This is a genomic window from Streptomyces sp. CC208A (assembly GCF_030010625.1).
Taxonomy (GTDB): Bacteria; Actinomycetota; Actinomycetes; order Streptomycetales; family Streptomycetaceae; genus Streptomyces.
In genome coordinates this window covers 173,688-197,209 of sequence record NZ_JASCXN010000009.1, presented here as the reverse complement: position 1 = coordinate 197,209, position 23,522 = coordinate 173,688, and the positions used below count along the sequence as shown (strand labels likewise).

Below are 23,522 nucleotides of genomic sequence, written 5' to 3'. Positions count from 1 at the left end.
ACGGTGCGGGAGAAGCACTGATGTGGCGGGCCGGTCTTCGATCGAAGCACCCGGGATGAGGTCCGGGGGCCACTACCGAGGACCGGCGGCGTGCCGGCTGCTTCTCGCGCGGATCGTGGCGTTCTGCGACCAGAGTAATTGCCGGTCGGTACTTCGCGCACGTACAGCAAAGGGAGCGGCCCCCTGAAAGTGGGAACCGCTCCCTTCACGGCATCTTACTTAGCGCCGCCGGCCGCACCGCGGCGGATGCCGAGGCGGTCGACCAGCGTACGGAAGCGCTGGATGTCCTTCTTGGCCAGGTACTGCAGCAGGCGGCGGCGCTGGCCGACCAGGATCAGCAGACCACGGCGGGAGTGGTGGTCGTGCTTGTGGGTCTTGAGGTGCTCGGTCAGGTCCGAGATGCGGCGGGACAGCATGGCGACCTGGACCTCGGGGGAGCCGGTGTCGCCCTCCTTGGTGCCGAACTCGGCCATGATCTGCTTCTTGACGGCGGCGTCGAGAGCCACGCGGATCTCCTCTAGGTTCGTGCGCCCACGAGTGCCCCTGGTCTTGGTCTCAGGGGAAGCTTCCGTGACTCGGGAGCGAAGGTCCGATGAGCGCTGCTCCCCGAACTTTGAAGGGAACCTTGAAGGGAACCTCGAAGGTTTCCGGGAGCGCGTACACAAACGGCCGTCACACAGCGTACCAGCTCGGCTCAGGAGGTCAGCGCCCGGATGGAGTGGTAGACGTCGAAGACCGCGAGGCAGAGCGGCAGCAGCGTGAGCAGGACGAAGGTCTCGGCGATCTCCAGGAAGCGGCCCCAGAAGGGGGTGACGCCCTTGCGCGGGACGATGAGGCCGATGGCCGTGAGGAGGGCGGCGACGCCCGCGATGGCGGCGGAGAGCCAGACCGTACGGATGTCGAGCGCCGTGCCGTCGCCCTTCAGGGCCTCCAGGAGGAGGTCCGTGGGCGGGTTCAGGCAGAGGCCGAGGCCCAGCAGGACGAGGGAGCCGAGGCCGGCCGCGAGGGCGCAGCCGACCTGCGCGGTGTAGCGGAACAGGTGGGCGCGCATCAGCATGGCGACGCCGGTGGCGAGGGCGAGGAGCTGCCCCCACACGGTGTCGGAGAAGCCGAGGACGGCGGCGGAGCCGACGGCGACGAGGGCGCAGCCGCCGACGAGGCCGACGAGGAGTTCGTGGCCGCGGCGGGCCTGGGCGGCGATCCGGGCGGCGTCGACCGGGCCCTGGGGCTCGGTGTCGGAGCCGTATCCGCCGAGGCTGGTGCGGGGCGGTTCGAAGCCGATGGGGAGACGGGCGAAGCGGGTGGAGAGCCCCGGCAGGAAGGCGAGCGCGCCGACGGCGAAGGGGGCGCAGACCGCGGCGGTCTCGGCCGGGGTGAGGTTCGTCAGGATGGCGGCGAAGCCGACGAGCATGCCGACGGCCGAGGCGAGGACGAAGGCGACGAAGGGTCCGTCGCCGCTGGGAGCGACGGCGGTGAGGATCACGGCGCCGACGAGGACGGCGGCGCAGGCCAGCAGGAACTGGAGCTTGCCGATGCCCTGGCCGTCGGCGAGGGAGAGCAGTCCTGAGCCGGCGACGGCTGCGTTGGCCAGGGCGCCGATGCCCAGGGCCACGGCCGAGCCGCGGTCGTCGTACACGCGGGCGCGTACCGCCGCCAGGGCGAGGAGCAGGACAGCGGTGACGCCGGCCAGGATGCCGGGCAGGCCGTGCATGTCGTGCCGGGGCTCGGCCGTCCACAGGACGAAGGCGAGCAGGACGAGGAGGACCGATCCGCCGAAGAGTCCCGCGCCGCGCATCAGGGCGTCGGACCACAGGGTGCGGTCGCGGGAGACGGCGGAGGCCACCGCGTCGGAGACGTCGTCGAAGACGGCCGGGGGCAGCGAGTCGGCGAAGGGGCGCAGCGACAGCAGCTCGCCGTCGAGGATGCGCTGGGCGGCCAGGGAGCGGCTGCCGTCGAGGACGGTGCCGTCGCGGCGGACCAGGTGGTAGCCGACGGGGGCGCCGGGGGCCGGGGTCTGGCCGGAGAGGCGGAGCACCTCCGGGTAGAGGTCGGCGAGCGCGACGTCCTCGGGCAGTGCGACGTCGACGCGGCCGTCGGGCGCGACGACGGTGATCCGGCAGAAGCCGGTGCCGCCGTGGAACACGGCGGTGGGAGCCGACTGGCCGGCTCCGCCGGCCGTGGCTGGGGCCGTCATACTCACCTGCTGCTTCCCCTCGTGGTGATGCCTGTCCGGCGGCCGTGGGCCTCCGTGGGCCGTCCGCGGCCCGGGCGCGGGGCGTCCCGCGCCTCGGATGCCGCGCTCCGAATGACCCGTTTTTTGCGATAGTTCATGGCCACGCAAATATTTCGGGCCACCCTACCGCCCACCCGTGACCCGGCACCAAAGTAGGATCCCTCCCCGCGGATGGATCCCGTCGCCACGGGGGCGTCTAGAGGAACTTTCCGTCCGGCAACGGAAATTGGTGAGCTGTGAGCCAGATCGTCGTCAAGCGCCCACCCCGGGCGCTGCCGTCAGAAGTGCCCGACGAGCAGGTGCAGTTGCAACCTCCTCCGGAGCTGCCCCGCGGGCAGCAGGAGGGTGCGCTGATGCAGCTCCTGCCGATGCTCGGCATGGGCGGTTCGGTGGTCTTCTTCTTCATGACGCCGAACCCGATCATGCGGATCATGGGCATGGTGATGATCGCGTCGACGGTGGCAATGGCCATCGCGATGCTGGTCCGCTACCGGCGGGGCACCCAGGGGCAGCTCGCGGACCTGCGGCGCGACTACCTCAAGTACCTGACGCAGACGCGCCGGGCCGTGCTGAGGACGGCGCGGCTCCAGCGGGACGCGCAGTTCTATCTGCACCCGTCGCCGGAGCAGCTGTGGGCGCTGGTCGCCGAGGGCAGCCGGATCTGGGAGCGGCGGATCGGGGACGGCGACTTCGCGCAGGTACGCGTCGGTCTGGGCAGCCAGCAGCTGGCGACCCCGCTGATCGCACCCGAGACGGCGCCGGTGGACGAGCTGGAGCCGCTGACCGCCGGTGCGATGCGGCGGTTCCTCAGCGCGCACGGCACCCTGGACGGGCTGCCGATGGCGGTGTCGCTGCGCGCCTTCTACCACCTGACGGTGAGCGGGGAGCCGGACGCGGCGCGTTCCACGACGCGCGCCATGGTGGGTTCGCTGGCGGCGCTGCACTCCCCCGAGGACCTGGTGATCGTCGTCGCCACCGGGGACGGCGCCGCTCCCGCGTGGGAGTGGACGAAGTGGCTGCCGCACGTGCAGGCGCCGGGGCCCGGTGACGGCGCGGGCAGCCGGCGGCTGATCACGACGGACGCGCGGGAGCTGGAGGACCTGGTCGCGGGCCGCCTCGAGGGGCGGCCGCGGTTCCAGGGCCCGAACCATCCGCTGCTCGACCACCCGCACCTGGTCGTGGTGCTCGACGGCCAGTCGATCCCGCAGACCTCGCCGCTGGCCTCCCCCGAGGGCATCCAGGGCGTCACGATCATCGAGGTCGTGGAGGGCCGGGGCGCCGGTGTCCGCGGCGACCTGGCCGTGGTCGTGGAGTCCGGTGCGCTGCGCCTCGAATCGGGCGACGGGCACGTGTACGAGGGGAGCCCGGACGAGCTGAGCCCGGACGCGGCGGAGGCGCTGGCCCGGCAGCTCGCGCCGCTGCGGGTGGCGGGCGGTTCGGACGACGACGAGCCGCTCCTCGCCAACCTGGACTTCACCGATCTGCTGAACCTGGGCGACGCGGCCTCGATCGACGTGAGCCGCACCTGGCGGCCCCGGTCCCGGTCGGAGCGGCTGCGGGTGCCGATCGGTGTCGGCGAGGACGGTGTCCCGGTGATGCTGGACCTCAAGGAGGCGGCGCAGGAGGGCATGGGCCCGCACGGCCTGTGCGTGGGCGCGACGGGTTCCGGCAAGTCGGAGCTGCTGCGCACGCTGGTCCTCGGTCTGGCGGTGACGCACTCCTCGGAGACGCTGAACTTCGTCCTCGCGGACTTCAAGGGCGGTGCCACCTTCGCGGGCATGTCGCAGATGCCGCACGTGGCGGCGGTGATCACCAACCTGGCGGACGACCTCACCCTGGTGGACCGCATGGGCGACTCCATCCGCGGTGAGCTGAACCGGCGTCAGGAGATGCTGCGCGACGCGGGCAACTACGCGAACATCCACGACTACGAGAAGGCGCGCGCGGCCGGCGCCCCGCTCCAGCCCATCCCGTCGCTCGTCCTCGTCATCGACGAGTTCAGCGAGCTGCTGACGGCGATGCCGGACTTCATCGAGATGTTCGTGCAGATCGGCCGCATCGGCCGGTCGCTCGGCGTGCACCTGCTGCTGGCCTCGCAGCGCCTGGAGGAGGGCCGGCTGCGCGGCCTGGAGACGTACCTCTCCTACCGGATCGGTCTGCGGACCTTCTCGGCGGCCGAGTCGCGGGCGGCCATCGGCGTGCCCGACGCCTACTCGCTGCCGAACGTGCCGGGCTCGGGCTACCTCAAGTACGGCACCGACGAGATGGTGCGGTTCAAGGCGGCGTACGTCTCCGGCACGTACCGCGCCAACCAGCACGCCGCGGTGGCGGGCGGGCCGCTGCCGGTGGACCGGCGGCCGGTGCCGTTCACCGCGGCCCCGGTGCCGGTGCGGTATCTGGAGCCGGAGGCGAAGCCGAAGGTCCCCGAGGCCCGGGCCGCGGAGGACGACGCGCTGGCGGACTCGGTGCTCGACGTGATCGTGCGCCGGCTTGAGGGGCGCGGTGTCGAGGCGCACCAGGTGTGGCTGCCGCCGCTGGACAACCCGCCGGCGCTGGACGCGCTGCTGCCGGGGCTCGCGGGTGTGGAGGGCCGGGGGCTGACGCAGCCCGGGTACGAGGCGGCCGGCCGGCTCGTCGTACCGCTGGGCGTGGTGGACAAGCCGTACGAGCAGCGCCGCGACACGCTCTACCGGGACTTCTCGGGCGCGGCGGGCCACATGCAGATCATCGGTGGTCCGCAGTCCGGCAAGTCGACGCTGCTGCGGACCCTGATCTCGGCGTTCGCGCTGACGCACACGCCGCACGAGGTGCAGTTCTACGGCCTCGACTTCGGTGGTGGCGGCATGGCGTCGGTGGCGGGGCTGCCGCACGTCGGCGGGGTGGCGTCCCGGCTCGACCCCGAGCGGGTGCGGCGTACGGTGGCCGAGGTGTACGGCATCCTGTCGCGGCGCGAGGAGTACTTCCGCAGCGCGGGCGTCGACTCCATCGGCACCTACCGCAGGCTGCGGGCGCGGGGCGACATCTCGGCGGCGGACCAGCCGTGGGGCGACGTCTTCCTGGTGATCGACGGCTGGGGCAACTTCCGTACCGAGTACGAGGGTCTCGAACCGGCCGTCGTGGACATCGCGGCGCGCGGTCTCGGCTACGGCATCCACCTGATCGTCACGGCCTCGCGTTCCATGGAGGTCCGCGCCAACCTCAAGGACCATCTGATGAACCGCCTCGAACTGCGGCTCGGCGACACGATGGACTCCGAGCTGGACCGCAAGATCGCCGCCAACGTGCCGACGGGCGTGCCCGGCCGTGGTCTGACGCCGGAGAAGCTGCACTTCATGGCGGCCGTCCCGCGCATCGACGGGATCAGCTCCGACAGCGACCTCGCCGAGGCGACGGCCGCGATGTCGCAGGAGGTCACCCGGCACTGGACGGCGCCGGGCGCCCCTGAGGTGCGGCTGCTGCCGCGCGAGCTGGACGCGCACGCGCTGCCCGCGGGCCACGCGGAGCCGCAGCGCGGTGTCGCGTTCGCCGTCGACGAGAACAACCTGGAGCCGGTCTTCGTCGACTTCGAGCGCGATCCGTTCTTCCTCGTCTTCGGCGAGAGCGAGTCGGGCAAGTCGAACCTGCTGCGGCTGCTGATCAAGCAGATCTCGGAGCGGTACGACGGGGCCTCGGCGAAGTTCTTCGTGATCGACAACCGGCGTGCGCTGCTCGACGTGACGCCGCCGACGCACCTGGCCGAGTACGTGCCCATGTCGAACAACATGGAGCACCACGTGGACGCCCTCGCCGACCTGATGCGCCGCCGCTCGCCGTCGGCGGACGTCACGGCCCAGCAGCTGCGGGACCGCAGCTGGTGGTCGGGGCCGAACCTGTTCGTGGTCGTCGACGACTACGACCTGGTCTCCACGTCGAGCGGCAACCCGCTGGCGAAGCTGACGGAGCTGCTGCCGTTCGCGAGGGACGTGGGCGTCCGCTTCATCATCGCCCGCAGCGCGGCGGGCGCGAGCCGGGCGGCGTACGAGTCCTTCATGCAGCGCATGATGGAGCTCGGCGCGCAGGGCGTGCTCCTCTCCGGCGACCCGCAGGAGGGCGACGTCCTCGGCGGCGTCCGCATGCGCCCGATGCCGGCGGGCCGCGGCGTCTACGTCTCGCGGCAGCGGGGGAACCCGCTGGTGCAGACGGGGTTGATGCCGGAGCTGTAGCAGGGGCGGTGGGGGCGCGGCGGCTGCTTACGTGGCGGGCGCCTGGCCCCGGGTCCGATGGTCAAGGCCCGTATTCCGAGCAGCAGCAGGACCACTGGGAGAAGCGGCTGAAGACGCTGCTGGACGGGCGGGTACTGGGGGCGAACATCCGCGCTCGTGAAGGCCGGTCCCCCAGCCGCCGACCCGGCTCCGCGGCCGACCGCGCCCGCCGCGCCGGTGGAGCGCCGCACCCCGCCGGACGGCCGCCACCGCGCGATCGAGGCGCACCGCCGGGCCGCGCGACCGTCCCGGGTGGACCCGGCCGTCGCGGAAGCGGTGGAGCGGCAGACCCCCGCGGTGCGGGAGCTGTCCCGCCGCGCCTTCCCCGGGCCCGACGCCGTCCCGGACGATGCGCCGGGCCCGCGCGGAGCACTCGGGGACGGTGTCACCTCGGCCGGGACCTCGTTGAGCAGGACCACGTGAGTTGCGTCCCCGCAACGGATGACGTCGTGCATGACGGAGCGACTGAACCCGGGTGTTCAAGGCAGTCGAGGGTTGCTTTCCGGCCGGGACCGATCTGCTGTGCGATGGTGACGAGGTGGGGTTCTGCGGTCCTGCCTGCCGATCAAGGATTGGTGTCCTGCGTGTCGCAACCGCCGATGCCGCCCATTCCGCCGACTCCCTATGGCTCCTACGGCTCCCATGGCTCTTATGGCCCCGTTTCCCAGCCGACCGTGCCGTCGGGTCCGCCTCCCGGGCGCAGGCGGAATCGGGCCGGGGCGCCGGCCGGCGCGGCGGTGGTGGCGCTGGCGGTGGTGGCGGGTGGAGCCGTGTGGGCGATGTCGGGTGCGGAGCGGCAGGACGACTCCGGCAAGGGCCCTGCTCCTTCTTCGACATCCTCCTCTGCTTCGGCGACGTCGGTCTCGCCGTCGCCGACGAGAGCGGCCACCGAGGGGAAAGTCGCCTGGAAGGTCGCCGCCCCGGCAGCCGAGCGGGACGGGCGGAGGGTGTCGGCGCCCGGCGCGTGGCTGTCCGGTACCACTTACGCGACGGGGGTCTCGGACGCGGTGACCGGCTACGACGCCGCGACCGGCAGCGAACGGTGGTCGGTTCCTCTCAGCGGTGACATCTGCCAGGCATCGCCCACTCAGTCGAGCAAGGGCCTGGTGGCTGTCGTCTACCGCACCGGCAAGGAACTCAAGAGCCCGTGCACCCGGTTCGCCGTCATCGACATCACCGACGGCAGCGTCCTGTGGAAGACCGCGCTGAGGACCACGCTCAAACCGCAAGGGCTGGGCATGACGGTGGCGGTCACCGACCAGGTGGCCGCGATCGGCTGGCCCGCCGTGGGTGAGGAGGCCGCGGCGGCCGGCGGCTCGTTCGGCTTCCGGCTGACCACGGGCAGGACCGTGTGGACCGCCCCGGCCGGGGGTTGCACCAGCGATGAACACGCGGGAGGGAAGATCCTCGTCACGCGCAGCCTGTGCGGCGGGGACTGGAAGGGCGGCACCCACCGGGTCGGCCACCGTGACCCCGCGACCGGGAAGGCGACCTGGCGGTACACGGCCCAAGCCACCGACGTATGGATCGTGTCCGCCGATCCGCTGGTCGTGGGCGTCAGTTCCGGCCCGTACGAGCAGGATGCTCCCGACCGGCTGGTCTCCTTCTCGCCCCAGGGCAGGGTCCAGGCTTCCTGGAAGGTCCGGAAGGACGTCTACGCCACCGGCTGCCGCACCTGGAAACGCCGCTGCGGTGGAATCGCCGCCGCGCCCGGCACCGTTTATCTGGCAACCCACGACGCCGGCAACGCCGACTCCATCCACGCCTTCGACACGGCCGCCGGAAAACGAAGGTGGTCCTTCACCCCGGACACCGAACGCGCGCGGGTCCTCATCCCCGTGCAGACCGACAACAGCGGCCTGACCGTCTACATGCGGCCCACCGGCATGCGCGGCAGCGAAGTGCTCCACCTCACCGCGGCGGACAGCAAGGCCACCCAGCTGATGAAGATGCCCGACAGCCCGGGATTCACCGACACGCCCGACCGCAATCTGGTCGACCTGGACGTGACCGACCCGCTGTACTACGCGGACCGGACTCTGTTCCTCCACTGCCGTGGCGATTTCAACTATCCCATCGCCGCTTCCATGACCATGGTCCTCACGACCCGCTGACCGGCTGCGCTGCGACAGCCCGGATGGATCGACGTGGTAGGGAGGTCGTCGCGGAACGAGTCAGGCCCGCACAGAGGACTTCCTGCAGCCAGGGCATCAGGTCCGGCAGCGGGTGAGCACCCGGCTCGTCCCGCGCCGTCTCCTCCACGATCTCGCGCACGGCGGCCGCGGCCGGGGAGAGGGGCAGTCGGCTCCGGACGGAATCGGATCCGACTCACGTGGTGTCGACGAAGAGATTGCCGAGGACACCGGCAAGACGGATGAGGCCCAGGCCGTCGCTGTCCTGGAGTACGGCGTAGAGGGGTGGCCCCAGCCGTGCCGAGGGGCATGCTCACGGACCCAGGCGAGAACCCGTCCGCGTCGGTCTCCCCGACGACTTCGAACTCGTGGGCCGTCAGGACCGGCGGGTCCCAGAAGCAGACGCGGTGGTGGGCGTGGTCCTGGCTCCCTCTGGAATCCGACGAGGAACGAGCTTCGCGACGTGGTGAACGACAGCTGACGTAACGGTGGCGGGCTCTCGAGCGACCGTGACCTCGCCGTCCGGGCGCCGCCTTCCGCGCGGACGGCCGAGGAGCGCGGACGGCCGAGGAGCGCGGAAAGCTCACGCCGTCGTCCGGCATCAGCACTTTCACCTTCTGGGGTTACGTGCGGACGGATGAACGGATCTCGTTCCCGGCAGACGGAATTCACGCCCTCGCCCTGCGGGATGAGCCGGACAGAGCCTGGATCCAGGTGCCGTGCACCCCTCCACAACATGCCGGAGACCGCCACAAGGGGCACTTGCTCATCGCAGAGGCCCGGACCGTCGGGGAGACCCGCGCCCAGGGTGCCGAACTGCGCCTGATACTGGTTGACTTCACCTGCAGCCGGTCCGGCACGCGTACAAGGGCGGGGAGTGTCAGGAACCTCGGGAGTTCCCGGACGAGCCGCCTCGGATCGGATCCGACCAGCCCGAAACCACGGGGAGATGTGACGTCCATGGCATGGGACGAGTGGGAGCAGCTGAAGTCCTCGGCGGCCGAGCGGAGTTCGGCGCGGATGCAGTTGAACGGGCTGCCGCCCGAGGACAGGCCGAACGCCGGCAGCGCGGCGGGCGGTTTCCTCAAGGTCGACCAGCAGGATCTGGCCGCGATCGGGGACGAGGCGTTCAAGCTGTACAACCGGCTGTGGAAGGAGGCCCGTGTCACTTCCACGGACTCGGCGGCGTCCGACCTCAGCGGTCAGGGCTTCGCGCTCGGCGGGGCGCTGTCGCACGTGTCGCTGCGGTGGGACAAGCAGCTGGGATCGGTGATGGACGCCTGTGCGCTGATCTCCAACCACATGGACTTCACGCAGAACGCGCACGCCGGTGACGAGATCTTCATCGAGCGGCACGTGAGCAGCATCCAGACCCTCGACGCCGGTTTCGACGACGACTGGGCAAAGGCCGGGAAGCCGAACGAGATCTACAAGCCGGACCCGAAGGACAAGAAGGACTGAGGACGGGGAACAGGGAACAGGGAACATCTGATGGACTTCGAAGCCCTTCATTCGGCGAACTTCAAGCTGCTCGACGACACGGTCGGCGACTGGACGAGCATGCTGACCAAACTGCAGGTCCTGAAGAAGGACGCGCACGACGGACTGCACAAGAAGGCCCTCACGGCCGACTGGGCCGGTGACAACGCGGTCATCTCACGCGAGTTCGTGGGCAAGACCGCCGGCGAGTTCGGTGACGCGGTCACCCAGGCGACGTCGATCCGGGACATCATGCGGGACACCCGGGACGAACTGAAGGCGCAGCAGCGCCTCCTCAAGGACGCGATCGAACGCGGCCGGGGCAAGAACCTCACCGTCACCGTGAACGGCGGGGGGTTCACAGTCAGCGAGAACCCCGACAAGAAAGCGCCGAACGGCCAGAGCGACGTCGACGCGCTGCGCGACGAACTCCAGGGCATCCTGAACACGGCCACCGAGATCGACAACAGTGCCGCCACGGCGCTGAAGGCCCTCGTCGACCTGACGGACCACGGCTTCTCCGACGCGGTGTACAAGGACCGCGACTCGGCGGTGGCCGCCGTCAAGGAGGCCGAGAAGCTGGCGGCCATCGCGGGCAAGAAGACCGAGGACCTGACGACGGCCGACTTCGACGCGCTCAACGCGGGCCTGAAGAAGTACGCCGGCGACCCGATCTTCGCCGAGCACTTCGCCACCACGCTCGGCCCCAAGAAGACCCTCGACTTCTGGGCGGGCCTCAGCCAGCCCTACGAGCACCCCGAGCTGAACCACGATCGGCACAAGCAGTTCGGCGAGCTCCAGAAGAACCTGAGCCTGACCCTGGCCGCCGCCACACAGGCGGACACGCCCGAGATGTCACGCTGGAAGTACGAGATGGTCAACCTGGGCGACCAGCCGGTCGGCAAGAACAGCGTGACCCAGGGCTTCCAGGTGATGAGCAACCTGATGCGCTGGGGCAACTACGACGACCAGTTCCTCAAGGACTACGGCACGAAACTGATCGATGCCGAGAAGAAGTACACGCACAATGGGCAGCACGTCCCCATGATGTGGCAGCACATGGGCATAGACCCGAATCTGAACCACACGGGCACCGACTCCGGCAGCGACCCCATGACCGGCTTCCTGGCGGCACTGTCGAACAGCCCCGACGCGGCCACGGACTTCTTCAACTCGGACTTCGTCACGAAGGACGAGGACCACGACTTCAAGGAGGAGGACGGGAAGAAGGAGAAGCGCGCCCTCACCAACTTCGACTACCTCTTCGAAGAGCGCGACTGGCCCCAGGAGATGGACGACAAGGGCAAGAACAGCACCGAGGGCCGCAACAACCTGGCGATGGCCCTGGAGGCGGCCACCACCGGCCACCCGGCCGGCCAGATGCCCACGGAGGAGACCCCGCCGCACAGCAAGGAGCAGGCGGAGCTCATGCAGAGGATCGTCGCGTCGGTCTCCGACGATCCTGAGCGGCTGACCAAGCACAGCTACATGTCGGACAGCATCGGGCAGATCACCTCTGAGTACCTGCCGGACATCAACCGGGCGATGTCCGACGACAGCCGTGGCAACACCGACAAGTTGTTCCCGATCGCGGGTACGCCGGCGGATCTGGATCACTCGGACGTCACGCGCCTCCTGGTCACGCTGGGGCAGGACCCCAAGGCCAACGCGGCGGTCGAGGTCGGCCAGGCGGCGTACTTGGGCGGCCTGATGGACTATCACCTGAACCCCAACACGCCGGAGGACCAGCGGTATCCGCAGTCGCCGCAGGACACCATCGAGGAGATCTCACGGCGGTCGGCCGAGATTGGTGGCAGTTTGGCGGTCGGACGCCAGGAGGCGATCATCGGTCCGGCGGCCAAGGAGGCCAAGGACTTCGCGGACTCCGTGGCACAGCAGAAGAACGCCTGGTCCGGGGCGATCGGCACGGGCATCGGCGTAGGCGTCAGTTTCGTCGCCACCCCAGTCGGCGGAGCGGTGGCCAGCGGTGTCGCCGGTACGGTCAGCTCCATGGTGCTTGAGCACATCTTCCAGCAGTCCGAGACAGACGTGCTGAAAGACGCGGGCAAGGACTCGGCAGACCTCTGGCAGGACAGTAAGAAGAAGAACGTCGACATGGCGCAGATCGCGGCGCAGGAGGCGGCGAAGACCCACGGCCTTCCGTACGCGAACCAGGTGGCCGACTGGGTCAAGTACGGCAACGCCAACGGCTTCAACGACGCCTCGAGCAGTGCTCGCCACATGGCAGACGACCTGGAGACCGAGATCCAGCCCGGCTGATCCCTTCTCCCTGCCCGTGGGGCCGCCCCGCCTCCGGCGCGGCCCTGTCCTGTCCTGTCCCCAGACCAGAAAGCACGCGATGAAGTACGCAAAGGCCACGGCTACTCTCGCGCTCGTCCTCCTCGTCTCCGGGTGCTCCCAGGCGAAGGAAGAGAAGCGAGCGTTTGACATCCCGGACTCCCTGTGCGGCACACCCGTATCCGCAGAGCTGCTGTCGCCGGTGCTTCCGGCCAGTGGCGAAAAAATCGCGGAGGAACGGAAGCCAGGACACGGCTACCTGGACTGCACGGTCTCGGTGGACGGCACCAGCGTCCTCACCGCCGGCTGGTCCTGGTGGAAGAAGGGCACGAGGACGGTGAACGTGGCCGGGTCCCAATGGGGCGTCAAGCTCGACGAGCACGTGAGCGAGGACGGGACGTACACGTACGCGGACAAGGGCGGGGTCAGCCGCGTCACCTGCCCCGACCCGAGCGTCCCCATCCGCAAGACCGAGGGTGAGCTGTTCGCCCAGATCTTCATCTCGAACAACGGCAGGCCCGACGAGGCGGTGATGGAGAAGCTGATCCGGGCCTACGCGAAGGGCGTGTCGGAGTCACCCGAGTGCGTACAGAAGTAGCACCGCAGTAGTGGCAGACCTGCCGTTCAGCGGCCTGGGCGACCGTACCGCCGTGGTCAGCATGGAGTGCGCCGGCACCGACGCCGCCTACCTCTTCACACTGGTTCTCCCTCAGTATGAAGGCCGACGGCGATATCGCCGCACGCCGCAAGAACCTCCGGACCTTCACCGTAGACCTTGTGCCTCATGTGAAGAAGGCGCTGGACTGTGCGGTCTGACATCGACACGTACCTGTGCCTGGGCGTTCATTCGCCGGGGCGGCAGCTCCGATTCCAAGGGGGACATCATGACGTGGGGCGACCGCGAGCCCATATTCGTGCAGAAGGGCCGGTGGGTCTACAACACGCGAAGCCCCATCGCACGGGCGTTGATGGTCGCGACCGCCGTCGGACTGATCGGCTTCTACGTCTACGAGGCCGACAACAGCCAGTGGAGCGAGGCGGAACTGCGCGACGCCGTTCACGAAGCCGCTCGTGATCTGGAGGCCCAGCCGCAGAAAGTGGGCCTGGTGCGCCCGTACGGCAGCCTGGTGAGGGATGCCGTCCTGGCGACGGGACACGGCCCCCGGTACCCCCTCCTCGACGTCAAGCGCACCGGTGACGGCACCGACGTGGTGACCAGTCCGACGGAGGACAGCTTCGAGATCAGCACGGCCGACACCTCCGAGACCTACTGCATGCGTCTCTCCCCTCCCGAACCGCCGTCCACCGGAGGAGAGTGGATCACCGTCCGTCTGACTGTGCAGGTGTCGCAGGGATCCTGCTGAAGCCTCTGGACGCGCGACAGGGTGGGCGCCTCCCGTGCACGCCCACCCTGTTCTCCGTTGCGCGGCTTCGGTTTAGAAGAAGCCTGCGGCGCGCTTGTCGCCCGCCTGGTAGGCCGGGGCGGCCTGGCGGACGGCCCTGGAGATGCCCTGCAGGGCGGTGTGGATCGCGCGGGTCTCCTGGTCCCACTTGGTGTGGGCGGCGTCGGCGGCGGCCTTCGCCTCACCCTCCCAGGTGTTGGAGACCAGACGGATCCTCTTCTGGATGTCCTCCAGAGCCGCGTCCAGGCGCTTCGCCTGCGCCTCGATGGTGTTCGCCGCCTCATCGAGCGAGGCGTACGTGACGAGCATGATGCCGTCGTTGTTGGCGGCCATGGTCCCTCCGGTGGTCGGTGGTGTCGTTCAGGTGGGGTGGTGCGGTGGCTCCGACGCGGACGTCAGAGGCCGGCGATGCCCGAACGGGCCGCCTTCTCGGCACCGGCGTCGCCGGAGAAGCCCGCGGTGACGTCGATGCCGCGCAGGGCCGCCTCGACCTCGTCGTCGGTGTTGCTGGAGGTCGTCCGGGTGACCTGGATGGCCTCCTGGAAGTGGAGCATCAGCTTGGCGATCCGCACCATGCCCCGGTTGATCTCGTTCTGCTTGACGTCGAAGGCGCCGGCGCCGATGCCCTTCCAGCGGCCTTCGAGGCTGTCGATGACGCCGTGGAGGGCCTGCAGCTGCGCCTTGACGTCGTCGAACTTGCGGGTGAGCTCGTCCTGGAATTCCTTGAGACTCTGATCGCCAACCTTCAAGACTGACATGTGTCGCTCTCCCTTTCTCGGGTTCTTTGTTGAGGCCGCGTACGCGGGTTCACGCGTACGCGGTTCGGTATGGGTGGCGCGAGCGGGCGCGTCAGGCGGTACGCCGTCGCCGCGCGATGAGGAAGCCCACGACGGCGAGGACGGCCACGGCTGCGGCGCCGATGATGACGACTGTTCGGCTGCCGCCGGTCTCCGTGCTCTCGCTGGACCCTGCCACAACGGTGTCGGGTGTCGGCTTGTTCTCCGGAGCTTGTGGCGAAGCTGATGCAGAGGGGGTGGCCGAGGTATCCGAGGATGCCGTGGTCGAGGGGGCCGTCGACGGGGTAGCGCCGGCGGCACCGCCGGTGGGCTTGTTGGTCAAGGGGCTGATGTTCGGGTCGCCGGGCTTGCCGATGCCTCGGTTGATGTGGGCACCCGGGCGGACGACGCCGTACCCGACGTAGTTGCTGACCGTACCCGGCTTCCAGCCGTCTCCGCGGCCCGCCGACTCGAACATGACGCGGAGGACCTGGTTCGCGGTCCAATCGGGGTGCGCGGACCAGATGAGGGCGGCGGAGGCGGAGGCGATGGCGGTGGCGGCACTGGTGCCTTCGCGCAGGCAGTACTTCGTGAGGCTCTTGTCGCAATATGCGGGAAGCTGACTGCCCGGTGCGGCGATGTCGATGGTTTCGCCGTGCTGTGAGTAGTCGGCCACCTTGCCGTTCCGGTCGGTCGCCGCGACGGCGATGGCTTCGGGATAGCTTGCCGGGTACTGCTCCTTGTTGCCCTTGGTCGCATTATTGCCCGCGGCGGCAAAGACCAACTTGCCTTTGTCATGAGCGTACTTGACCGCTTCACGCTCGCTTGAGCCATAGTAATCGGAACCGAAGGAGACGTTGATGATCTGCGCCTCACTGTCGGCCGCCGCCTTGATCGCCTCCTCCATATCGAAGGCGTTGACGGCCTGTTCGTTCTGCCGCTCAGTGTTGCTCACGCGGTACGGAATCACCTTGGCGTCCGGCGCCAGTCCCTGGACGCTGCCGTTCGCCCCCGATCCGACGATGATCTCGGCGATGGACGTTCCGTGGCCGTCGTAGTCGTCGGTCTCGTCGCCCTTGGACTCCGACGCGTCCCAGCCCTTCAGCACCTTGCCCTTGAGCGCAGGGGTGTCCGGATCGACACCGGTGTCGATGACGGCGACCTTGATGCCTTTCCCGGTCGCCTTCTGCCAGATCTTGTCGACGTGCATGGCATCCAGGTACCACTGCTGCGACCGCGCATCGGCAGCGACTGCCGTCGGGGCGACCCCGACGAGAGCCGTCGTCAGCACCGCCACCGCCGTGGTGCCGAACAACGCCCGCCGGGGCCTGCCGCCCTCGATCATTCCTGCCGTCATCCTGACTTCCGAGCCTTCCACAGGGTTAGTCGATCACCGGCGGCACGGCACCGCGCCGGCGGTTCGTCCAGGTCTCTTCGTCTTCCTTCAGGTAGTCGGGGCGCGAAGAGCCGTCGCGGTCCTGTTCGTCGCGATTCGGACGCTGGCTCCCACGGCCGCCCATGCCACGCGGGCTTCCGACCACGCCGTTGGAGCTGGGGGTGCCGCGGCCGGTGGGACGCGCGGTCCCCTTGCCGTTGTTGGCGCCGACCACGCCGGCCTGGCTGGGGCGTCCCGCCGCCGTGCGGCCCGCAGCCGTCCCTTCACCGCCGACGACGGTGCCCTTCGGGATCCGAGACCCGGTGCCTCCGGCTGTGGTGCGCTGCGGGGTGCCGCCGACGATGGGGTTGGACCGCCCCGTACGCCCGGCACCGGCCTGCCCCGGGCCTCCGGCGCGCCCCATCTGCGGCGTAGAGCGTCCGGCCTGTGTGGACTGGCCGGTGGCCAACGGCCCGCCCGCTCGGCCCATGGGGCCGCTGGAGCGGCCCGTCGCCGGGGAGCCGGTCGGTCCGCTCGCTCGCCCCATGGGCCCACCCGAGCGGCCCGTCGCAGGCGAGCTCGTGGGCCCACCCGTACGGCCCACGGCCGGGGCACCCTTCGGCCCGCCGGAGCGGCCCACGGCGGGCGAGCTCGTCGGTCCGCCCGTACGGCCCACGACGGTCCGGCCGGTGGCGGTACGCGGCCCACCGGGCGTCCCGGTGACCTTGGGGCCTCCGGTACGCGGCGGGGTGCCGAGCGTGACCGGCGGAGGCACGGCGGGGCCGGCCGGAGTCGGGGTGGCCGTGGGTGCGGTCGGCGTGGGCGCGGTGGTCGTGAGGGTGGGCGCCGGAGGTGTGGCCACGGTGTCGATCTGGACCTTCGTACCCGTGCCCGACGGCTGCTCCCGGATCGGCTGAGATCCGTCAAGTTCGTGCCCGGTGCGGGACACCGTCTGGGTGGTGCGGTCCTCGCCGATGCTGATGCGCCCAGGTGTCTCGCGCGACAGACCGTCGCGGGAGGCGGAAGACGAAGGGGAGGAACTGGAGCCCGTCTCCGGCCCTCCGAGGAGATTACCGCTCGGCTTCGGCACCGGCGCCTTGTACGACTCCGGCGGCTTCGGCAGCTCCTGCCCCGCCAGGGTGCTCTGCGAGACCGCGTAGAACGAGGCCAGGCGGTTCATCTGGTTGATGGCCTCCTGGCGGTCCTTCTCGACCTGGACGGCCTTCTGGTACTCCTCTTTCTTCTCGGTCTTCTCCAGCTCCGTGAATTCCGTGGGCTTCTTCTGGACGACCCGGGTGTCACGCGGCGGCGCCGCGTTGCGGACCGAGGTCAGGCCGGTGCTGGCGACCTTCATCTGGGCGCCGACCGCGTTGGCGACCTTGCCGATGTCCCACGCATAGGTGACGACCTCGGAGCCGTACCGCTGGAACTCGGTGGCGGCCTCGCCCTTCCAGTTGACGCCGCTGATGAAGGCGTTCAGATCCTTCGCGGCCTCGTTGAGGGAGACCGTCGCTTCTTCCAGGGCCTCGCCGGCGTGCTCCAGGTCGGCGGGGTTGGCGCTGGCGAGGAGGTCGAGCATGGCGTTGAGCCGGTGGTTCTCGAAGGACGTCGAGCCGAAGACGCTTCCCTTGGGGCCGAGGCCGAAGGGAAGGATCTCGTCCAGGTTCTCCAGGAAGTTCGTCGCCCCGTAGACGGCCTGGATGTCGGCCTTGTCCTGTGCCTGTTCCTGCTCCTGGGGCGTCAGCGCCGGCTTCGGGTTCTTCTCGTCACTCATCGGTCGTTACCCCATGTCCTTCGTGACGTTCTTGGCATCCCCCCGCGGCTTCGCGGGCTGGGCCGGGTCGTTGCTCCGCGCCTCTTCCTCACGCCGGATCGCTTCGGCACGCTCCTCGCCAAGTCGCGCCTGGATGCTGTGGAACCGCTGCCGCTGGTCCTCTTCCACGTTCTGGTAACCGACGTCGGCCGCGTGGACGCCGATCTGGAGGAGTTCGATCTGGCCGCTGAGGGATTTCGACAAGGCCACCAGCGACTGGTGGATCCGCGCGTACTCCGCGAAGAAGCCGTCCGCCTCGGCGAAGGCGATGCCGGTGCCGAACGAGCCGCGTGTCACACGGTTCTGGCTCAGCTTCGAGGCGCCGCCCGCGCTGCCCTCCAGGTTCTTGATGACCCCGTCGACCCGGTCGCGGAACTTCTTCAGCGCGCCTACCTCGGTCTCAAGATTGCTCATTGCGACCGCCCCCGTTACCCGTCACGTGAAACACGAGCCAATCCTCCCCGTTTGCTCCTGCTGCCCCGCATTGCGATCGTGGCGACTCGCCATCCACCGATCGCACGCATACCACTGTAGTGATCGCGACTGACAGCCCCAAGTCTCTTGTTCGTCACGAGCGTTCGTCACGAGACTTCTTCGGGTCGACGCTATCAGCCGTGTGCGTCTGCAATGATCACCGGGCTGCCACGGCCCCTCTCCGCCTTCGGTGGTCCCGCACCGCCACCGCCGCCCCCGCGATCGCCGCCACCAGCACTCCCCCGCTGACGACCACATAGGTAGCCAGGCGCGCGGCGCGCTGTTCCGGGGTCTCGCCCAGGTGGACGGCGGCCGGGGTCGGGGCCTCGGCTCGGGTCACTCCTTCGTGGGCCACGGGTGCCTCGATGGGCTTGTCGTCCTCCGTCAGGGCCCTGACCGGGTCGACCACGCCCCAGCCGACGAGGCGGTCGTGACCGGCGACCGAGCGTTCGGCGGTCTGCTGGATCTGGGCGACGATCTGCTTCTGCGTCCAGCGGGGGTGCTTGGCCTTGATCAGGGCGGCGAGGCCGGCGACGTACGGGGCGGAGAAGCTGGTGCCGTTGTCGGCGCAGTGGCCGCCGCCGGGGACGGTGGAGACCATGTCGACGCCGGGGGCGGCCACGCCGACGAAGTCGCCGGACTGGGAGAAGGCCGCGCGTTCGTTGTTGCGGTCGGAGGCGGCTACGGCGAGGACGCCCTTGTACGAGGCGGGGTAGGTGCTTTTGACGTTGCCGCCCAGGCCGTCGTTGCCCGCCGAGGCGACGACGACGATGTCCTTCTCCAGCGCGGCGTTGACGGCCTGTTCCAGGAGCGGGGTCGGCTTCACCGCGTTGGCCGTGTCCTGGGAAATGTTGATCACATTGGCTTCTTTGGCGATGGCGTGGCGGATCGCCGCCGCGAGCGTCTCCGCGGTGCCGTTGCCGTCGGCGTCGTTCTGCTGGATGGGGATGATGGTGGCGTCCGGCGCCAGGCCGACGAAGCCGGTGCCCTTGGCGGGGCGGGCGGCGATGATGCCGGCCACCTTGGTGCCGTGGCCGACGGTGTCGGTGGTGCCGTTCTCCTTGCCGCGCTTGAGCTTGTAGCCGTTGGCGTCCTTGGCGTCCTTCGGGATCAGGTTGATGCCGCTCTTGGCGTCCACGGCCTTGGCCAGCTGGCGGTTCCTCGTGTCGACGCCGGTGTCGATGACGGCGACGCGGACGCCCTTGCCGGTGGACTGGGCCCAGAGTTCGTCGAGCAGCACGCGCTGGAGCGACCAGGGGCGGCCCTCGTACATCTTGCTGGGGTAGGTGCACTGGCCGTCGTCGGCCGTCGCCGTGGGGAGCGGCAGGCCGAGGGCGCAGAGCGCCGTCGTGGCCGTGAGCAGCAGGGGGCGCCCGGCGAGGCGCGGGGCCGTGCTCATGAGCCCTGCGGCTGGCGTGCGGCGCCCGTGGAGAGGCGGGGGCCTGTGGGCAGGAAGGTCGACCACTCGGCGGGGATGGGGAGGGGTTCGACGTTCTTGTAGCCGAGGCGGTTCTGGGCCTGCTGGGCCTCGGCCTGGCGGGCCTGCTTCTCCTCGTCCGAGCCGGAGGAGCCGATGCCGGAGTCGTCGGTGGCGGTGTCGCCGTTGGACTGCATCGCGTAGCGCAGGCCGGTGTCGGTGACGAGGAAGAGGAAGCCGCTGGAGGTGGTGGAGCCCTTGAACTGGCGGAAGAGCTGGCCCGATCCGGGGGTGACGTACGCGCTGCTGGAGCCGGTCGGCAGGGTGGCGGGGAAGTCCTTGCCCGCCCAGGTGCTCAGGGTGGTGGCGCCGTTGTCGGCGTCGACCTCGCGGAGCACGTTGCAGACGGTGTTGCGGCGGCCTTCGGCGGTGCTCGCCTCGTTGACGGGGACCGGCACGGCCTTCGGCCACTTCTTGTCCCGGCCGAAGGCGCTGCCGGGCTGGAAGGCGCCGCCGCTGACCGAGGTGGCCTGGCCGGCCTGGCCGAGGGAGACCAGCTCACGGCTGTTGAGCAGCAGTTTGGCGGTGAAGTCCGAGACGGGGGCGACCCGGTCCTGGAGGACGACGTACATCTGCTTCCGGGTGCCGTCCGTGGCGGACAGCACCATGCCGACCTTGCCGACCTCGGGCGGCAGGCCGCCGACCCCGGCGGGGGCGCCGGGCCGGCCGGGGACGGTGGGGAAGGAGATGGTGTCGCCCTTGTGGAGGGTCTTCAGCCATGCCTCGGAGACGCGCTGGGCGACGCGGCCCTGGCCGACGAGCTGACGCAGCAGCAGTTCGTCCTTCTCTACGGGGTACGCGGTCCCCCGGGCGTCGACCACGTAGCGGGTGCGGTCGGGGCCCTCGACGTACAGGAGCTCGCCGCCGGTCAGGCGCTCGGGGCCGTCGGTCTTCGCCTCCTCGCGCGCGGCGAGGACGAAGGCGGCCTTCTGGATGGCGCGGCCGCCCTCGCCGGGCCGCTCGCACACGGCCCAGCGCTTGGCGGCGCCGGCCTCCTTCTCGCCGGGGAGGCGGTCGGGGGCGTAGGGGATGCCGAGGGTGGCGCCGTGCGGGATCTTGCCGCTGTCGAGCACGGACTCGGCGACGGTGATGATCTTGTCCTTGTCGGGGTCGAGGAGCAGCTTCGCCGACGACATGTTGAGGACCGGGTGGAGCTGGGTCTTGTCGCCGGTCTTGAGCACCACGTACCGGGTGGTCGACTTGTCGGCGATGATCACGTTCTGGCCGGGCTTGTCCCAGTCCCTGGGGGCGACGGGCTTGAACATGCCCCACGCCCCGAAGACCGCGAGGACCACGACGCCGACGACGGCACCCGGCACCACCGCGCGCAGCGGGCGGGGCGCGCCTTCCTCGGAGCCGGTCGAGTTCGGCTGCACGAACTGCGCGACCAGCCTTCGCTTCGCGAAGGTGTAGGCGTTCAGCTCATCCCGTCGTGATGCCATCTGAAGTGTCGTCCCTCTCCCCGCCGGCCGACCAGGTTGCCACACTCGACGGGCCCGTCCGCCGTCGCGTCGCCCCCTACTATGCCTGGCGGCACCCGTGTCTCACCGCTCAGGTAGGGTGATCGCCCTGTCAACGCCCAAGGTAATTCGGCTATTACGGACACGAGGGGGCAACGCGGCGATGGGTACGGCGACGCGTGCGCGCGACGGGCGGCGGGCCGGCGGCCGGGCGCCGCAATCTTCCCGACGGCAACGCAGCAACGAGCGCGGTGAGATGCGCGGCGGGGCCCCCGTCGCAGGGGCCGTCCCGCGGCCCGTCCCGGCGACGACGACGCTCCGGCCGCTGTCACGCACCGGCCGGATCGGTCCGGTGCAGCTCCGTCAGCTGGTGCTCGTCGAGGCGGCGCTCGCCCTGGTGGCCGTCGGCTTCGTGCTCGGCGGTCTCTGGCTCGTCCCCACGTGCGTGGCCGCCGGTGTCCTCGTCCTCCTCGCGGTGATACGCCGCCGCGGCCAGGCCGTGCAGGACTGGATGGGGACCGCGCTCGCGCTGCGGGCGCGCCGGCGGGACACCGCCCCCGCGGCGCCCGACGGGGATCCCTCGCTCGCCCCGGTGACGGAGAGCGTGCGGGGCTTCGACGCCTGGCCGTACGTCGACCGCAACCACCGTACGGTCGGCATGCTGGGCGACGGCTCCTTCCTCACCGCCGTGCTGCGGGTCGAGGCGAGCGGTTCGGCGCTGCGGCCGGTCTTCGGCGCCCGCGCCTTCCCGCTGTCCCTCCTCGGCGACGCCCTGGAGGTCGACGACATCGTGGTCGAGTCGGTGCAGCTGGTGCAGCAGGTGCGCCCGGCCCCGGCGCCGCACCTCCCCCAGCAGGCCGTGGCCCGGCTCTCGTACACTCCCCTCCAGGAGCGGACCGGGGCGCCCGCGCTGCGGCTGACCTGGGTGGCGGTGAAGCTGGACCCCGAGCGGTGCAGGGAGGCGGTCGCGGCGCGCGGCGGCGGTCTGGAGGGCGCGCAGCGGTGCCTGGTGCGGATCGCGGACCATCTGGCGAGCCGTATCACAGGGGCCGGTTTCCAGGCGGTCGTCCTCGATCAGGAAGAAGTCAACTCGGCCATCGCGACGGCGGCTTGTACGAGCCCGCACGCGGCCGCCCGGGCCGGCCGGGCCGGTGCGGCGCCGCAGCGGCGGACGGCGGAGACCTCGCGGGTCTGGCGGTGCGACGACCGCTGGCACACCACGTACGCGATCGGGCGCTGGCCCGAGCTGGGGCGGGGCGCGGCGCCGCTGCCCCGGCTGGTCTCGCTGCTGACCTCGGTGCCCGCGTACGCGACGACGTTCAGCCTCACCGTCCGGCGCGGGACGCGCCAGGGCGCGATGGAGGTCGGTGGCCACGTCCGGGTGACCGGCGGCTCCGACAACGAACTGGTCCGGGTGCGGCGGACTCTGGAGCAGGCGGCGCGCGCGGGGAAGGTCGGCCTGCTGCGCCTCGACCGCGAGCAACTGCCGGGCGTACTGGCGACGATGCCCCTCGGGGGTGCCCGATGAGGGGCCGTGGTGGAGCGAGGGGTGAAGCGGTGGGTGGAGCGGTGAAGGGGCTGCGCGGGCTGATCGGGCCCCGACACGCGGGGCACACCCTCCCGGCGGCCGAACTCGGCGCGCTCTCCCTGCCGGTGGGCGACGACGGCGTGGTGATCGGCGAGGACTCCGAGGGGCGCGCGCAGCTGGTGGGCTTCCACCGCTCGACGCCGTACGACGTCCTCCTGATCGGCGGCCTGTGGACGGCGCAGGTGCTCGCGCTGCGCGCCGCCGCGACCGGCTCCCGGGTCGTGGTGGAGACCGGCCGCCCCCACGCGTGGGTCGGGCTCGCGCAGGCGGCGGGGGCGGGCCTGGAGTGCATCACGCTCCACGACGTGGGCCGGGTCCCGCCGTTGGGCGCGACCGTCGGCAGCCCGGCGGTCGTGGTCCGGGACTGCGGCATGCGGCCGCCGCGCGGGCGGGTCGTCTCCTCGCCGTGGCAGTCCGTGCTCACCCTCCTGCCGTACCTCAGCCCGGTCGCCCCGCGCCTGATGCGCGCGGCCACGCTCGTCGGCGTCCAGCGGGTCTCCCCGCAGGAGGCGCAGCAGACCGGCCGTATCCTGGGCCTGACGCAGAACGAGGTCGACGCGCTGCCGACGCTCGCGGACGGCGTGACCCTGTGGTGCGCGGGCGGCGAGCGCCACTGGGTGATCACGAACGCCACGGACGCGGAGTCGGGCCTGCTCGGCACGGCCCGCCGCATGGACTGAACCGCGCGGTGCGGAGTGCGTACGGGGATCGGGCGAAGGGGCCGGGATCGGCCGAAGGGGCCCCCTGCGTGGCCCCGACTCCCTACTATTTCT

18 protein-coding genes are annotated in these 23,522 nt (G+C 70.5%); 9 read left to right on the top strand and 9 right to left on the bottom strand.

From position 1 onward, the window contains the following. Window positions 1–215: 215 nt before the first annotated feature. Entirely contained in the window at window positions 216–506 is a 291-nt protein-coding gene (gene rpsO / locus QK442_RS13255; RefSeq protein ID WP_128976159.1) for a 30S ribosomal protein S15, read from the bottom strand. A gap of 188 nt (window positions 507–694) precedes the next feature. Then, a complete protein-coding gene (gene eccD, locus QK442_RS13250) occupies window positions 695–2,200 on the bottom strand; it encodes a type VII secretion integral membrane protein EccD (RefSeq protein ID WP_282694104.1) in 1,506 nt (501 codons plus the stop codon). Between the two features lie 269 nt (window positions 2,201–2,469). On the opposite strand from eccD, the gene eccCa reads away from it, so the two are divergent. The 7 genes from eccCa to QK442_RS13215 all read left to right on the top strand — a co-directional run bounded on the left by eccCa (window position 2,470) and on the right by QK442_RS13215 (window position 13,747). Further along, entirely contained in the window at window positions 2,470–6,435 is a 3,966-nt protein-coding gene (eccCa, locus tag QK442_RS13245; RefSeq protein WP_282694103.1) for a type VII secretion protein EccCa, read from the top strand. A 156-nt stretch (window positions 6,436–6,591) separates the two neighbouring features. Next, window positions 6,592–6,897 (top strand): hypothetical protein, encoded by a 306-nt coding sequence (locus tag QK442_RS13240; RefSeq protein ID WP_282694102.1) that lies wholly within the window; start codon window positions 6,592–6,594, stop codon window positions 6,895–6,897. 161 nt (window positions 6,898–7,058) lie between these two features. After that, window positions 7,059–8,588: a PQQ-binding-like beta-propeller repeat protein gene (locus QK442_RS13235; protein ID WP_282694101.1), complete on the top strand. Its 1,530-nt coding sequence runs from the start codon at window positions 7,059–7,061 to the stop codon at window positions 8,586–8,588. A 978-nt stretch (window positions 8,589–9,566) separates the two neighbouring features. After that, window positions 9,567–10,067 carry a hypothetical protein gene (locus tag QK442_RS13230; protein WP_282694100.1) on the top strand — a complete coding sequence of 167 codons (501 nt, stop codon included), beginning with the start codon at window positions 9,567–9,569 and terminating at the stop codon, window positions 10,065–10,067. Between the two features lie 30 nt (window positions 10,068–10,097). Then, entirely contained in the window at window positions 10,098–12,365 is a 2,268-nt protein-coding gene (locus tag QK442_RS13225; protein ID WP_282694099.1) for a DUF6571 family protein, read from the top strand. A gap of 79 nt (window positions 12,366–12,444) precedes the next feature. After that, complete coding sequence (locus tag QK442_RS13220; RefSeq protein WP_282694098.1) at window positions 12,445–12,981, top strand: hypothetical protein; 537 nt, start codon at window positions 12,445–12,447, stop codon at window positions 12,979–12,981. Window positions 12,982–13,267: 286 nt separating this feature from the next. Next, window positions 13,268–13,747, top strand: coding sequence for a hypothetical protein (locus QK442_RS13215; RefSeq protein ID WP_282694097.1), 480 nt, complete (start codon window positions 13,268–13,270; stop codon window positions 13,745–13,747). Between the two features lie 72 nt (window positions 13,748–13,819). Here QK442_RS13215 and QK442_RS13210 read toward each other — a convergent pair whose 3' ends face one another. The 7 genes from QK442_RS13210 to eccB all read right to left on the bottom strand — a co-directional run bounded on the left by QK442_RS13210 (window position 13,820) and on the right by eccB (window position 21,143). Further along, the gene (locus QK442_RS13210) at window positions 13,820–14,119 is read right to left on the bottom strand and encodes a WXG100 family type VII secretion target (protein ID WP_282694096.1); all 300 of its coding nucleotides are present in this window, start codon (window positions 14,117–14,119) and stop codon (window positions 13,820–13,822) included. Between the two features lie 62 nt (window positions 14,120–14,181). After that, entirely contained in the window at window positions 14,182–14,544 is a 363-nt protein-coding gene (locus QK442_RS13205; protein WP_282694095.1) for a WXG100 family type VII secretion target, read from the bottom strand. A 91-nt stretch (window positions 14,545–14,635) separates the two neighbouring features. Beyond that, window positions 14,636–15,907 carry a S8 family serine peptidase gene (locus tag QK442_RS13200; protein ID WP_282694094.1) on the bottom strand — a complete coding sequence of 424 codons (1,272 nt, stop codon included), beginning with the start codon at window positions 15,905–15,907 and terminating at the stop codon, window positions 14,636–14,638. A gap of 37 nt (window positions 15,908–15,944) precedes the next feature. Continuing rightward, on the bottom strand, window positions 15,945–17,711 hold the full coding sequence (locus QK442_RS13195) for a hypothetical protein (RefSeq protein ID WP_282694093.1): 1,767 nt from the start codon (window positions 17,709–17,711) through the stop codon (window positions 15,945–15,947). Window positions 17,712–17,717: 6 nt separating this feature from the next. Then, window positions 17,718–18,164 (bottom strand): hypothetical protein, encoded by a 447-nt coding sequence (locus QK442_RS13190; RefSeq protein ID WP_282694092.1) that lies wholly within the window; start codon window positions 18,162–18,164, stop codon window positions 17,718–17,720. Window positions 18,165–18,381: 217 nt separating this feature from the next. Continuing rightward, window positions 18,382–19,623, bottom strand: coding sequence for a type VII secretion-associated serine protease mycosin (gene mycP, locus QK442_RS13185; RefSeq protein ID WP_282694091.1), 1,242 nt, complete (start codon window positions 19,621–19,623; stop codon window positions 18,382–18,384). Next, a complete protein-coding gene (gene eccB / locus QK442_RS13180; protein WP_282694090.1) occupies window positions 19,620–21,143 on the bottom strand; it encodes a type VII secretion protein EccB in 1,524 nt (507 codons plus the stop codon). The genes mycP and eccB overlap by 4 nt, the downstream gene beginning before the upstream one ends. Before the next feature lie 181 nt (window positions 21,144–21,324). On the opposite strand from eccB, the gene eccE reads away from it, so the two are divergent. Beyond that, window positions 21,325–22,689 carry a type VII secretion protein EccE gene (gene eccE / locus QK442_RS13175; protein WP_282694089.1) on the top strand — a complete coding sequence of 455 codons (1,365 nt, stop codon included), beginning with the start codon at window positions 21,325–21,327 and terminating at the stop codon, window positions 22,687–22,689. Then, window positions 22,686–23,429, top strand: coding sequence for a hypothetical protein (locus QK442_RS13170; RefSeq protein WP_282694088.1), 744 nt, complete (start codon window positions 22,686–22,688; stop codon window positions 23,427–23,429). The genes eccE and QK442_RS13170 overlap by 4 nt, the downstream gene beginning before the upstream one ends. Window positions 23,430–23,522 lie beyond the last annotated feature (93 nt).

What these genes read in the sequence shown, in the direction of transcription:
- QK442_RS13225 (WP_282694099.1), top strand. Translation starts at nt 10,098, where the DNA reads ATGGACTTCGAAGCCCTTCATTCGGCGAACTTCAAGCTGCTCGACGAC.
- QK442_RS13220 (WP_282694098.1), top strand. Translation starts at nt 12,445, where the DNA reads ATGAAGTACGCAAAGGCCACGGCTACTCTCGCGCTCGTCCTCCTCGTC.
- QK442_RS13230 (WP_282694100.1), top strand. Translation starts at nt 9,567, where the DNA reads ATGGCATGGGACGAGTGGGAGCAGCTGAAGTCCTCGGCGGCCGAGCGG.
- QK442_RS13210 (WP_282694096.1), bottom strand. Translation starts at nt 14,119, where the DNA reads ATGGCCGCCAACAACGACGGCATCATGCTCGTCACGTACGCCTCGCTC.
- QK442_RS13195 (WP_282694093.1), bottom strand. Translation starts at nt 17,711, where the DNA reads ATGAGTGACGAGAAGAACCCGAAGCCGGCGCTGACGCCCCAGGAGCAG.
- eccB (WP_282694090.1), bottom strand. Translation starts at nt 21,143, where the DNA reads ATGGCATCACGACGGGATGAGCTGAACGCCTACACCTTCGCGAAGCGA.
- QK442_RS13170 (WP_282694088.1), top strand. Translation starts at nt 22,686, where the DNA reads ATGAGGGGCCGTGGTGGAGCGAGGGGTGAAGCGGTGGGTGGAGCGGTG.
- QK442_RS13200 (WP_282694094.1), bottom strand. Translation starts at nt 15,907, where the DNA reads ATGATCGAGGGCGGCAGGCCCCGGCGGGCGTTGTTCGGCACCACGGCG.
- eccE (WP_282694089.1), top strand. Translation starts at nt 21,325, where the DNA reads ATGGGTACGGCGACGCGTGCGCGCGACGGGCGGCGGGCCGGCGGCCGG.
- QK442_RS13215 (WP_282694097.1), top strand. Translation starts at nt 13,268, where the DNA reads ATGACGTGGGGCGACCGCGAGCCCATATTCGTGCAGAAGGGCCGGTGG.
- mycP (WP_282694091.1), bottom strand. Translation starts at nt 19,623, where the DNA reads ATGAGCACGGCCCCGCGCCTCGCCGGGCGCCCCCTGCTGCTCACGGCC.
- QK442_RS13205 (WP_282694095.1), bottom strand. Translation starts at nt 14,544, where the DNA reads ATGTCAGTCTTGAAGGTTGGCGATCAGAGTCTCAAGGAATTCCAGGAC.
- QK442_RS13190 (WP_282694092.1), bottom strand. Translation starts at nt 18,164, where the DNA reads ATGAGCAATCTTGAGACCGAGGTAGGCGCGCTGAAGAAGTTCCGCGAC.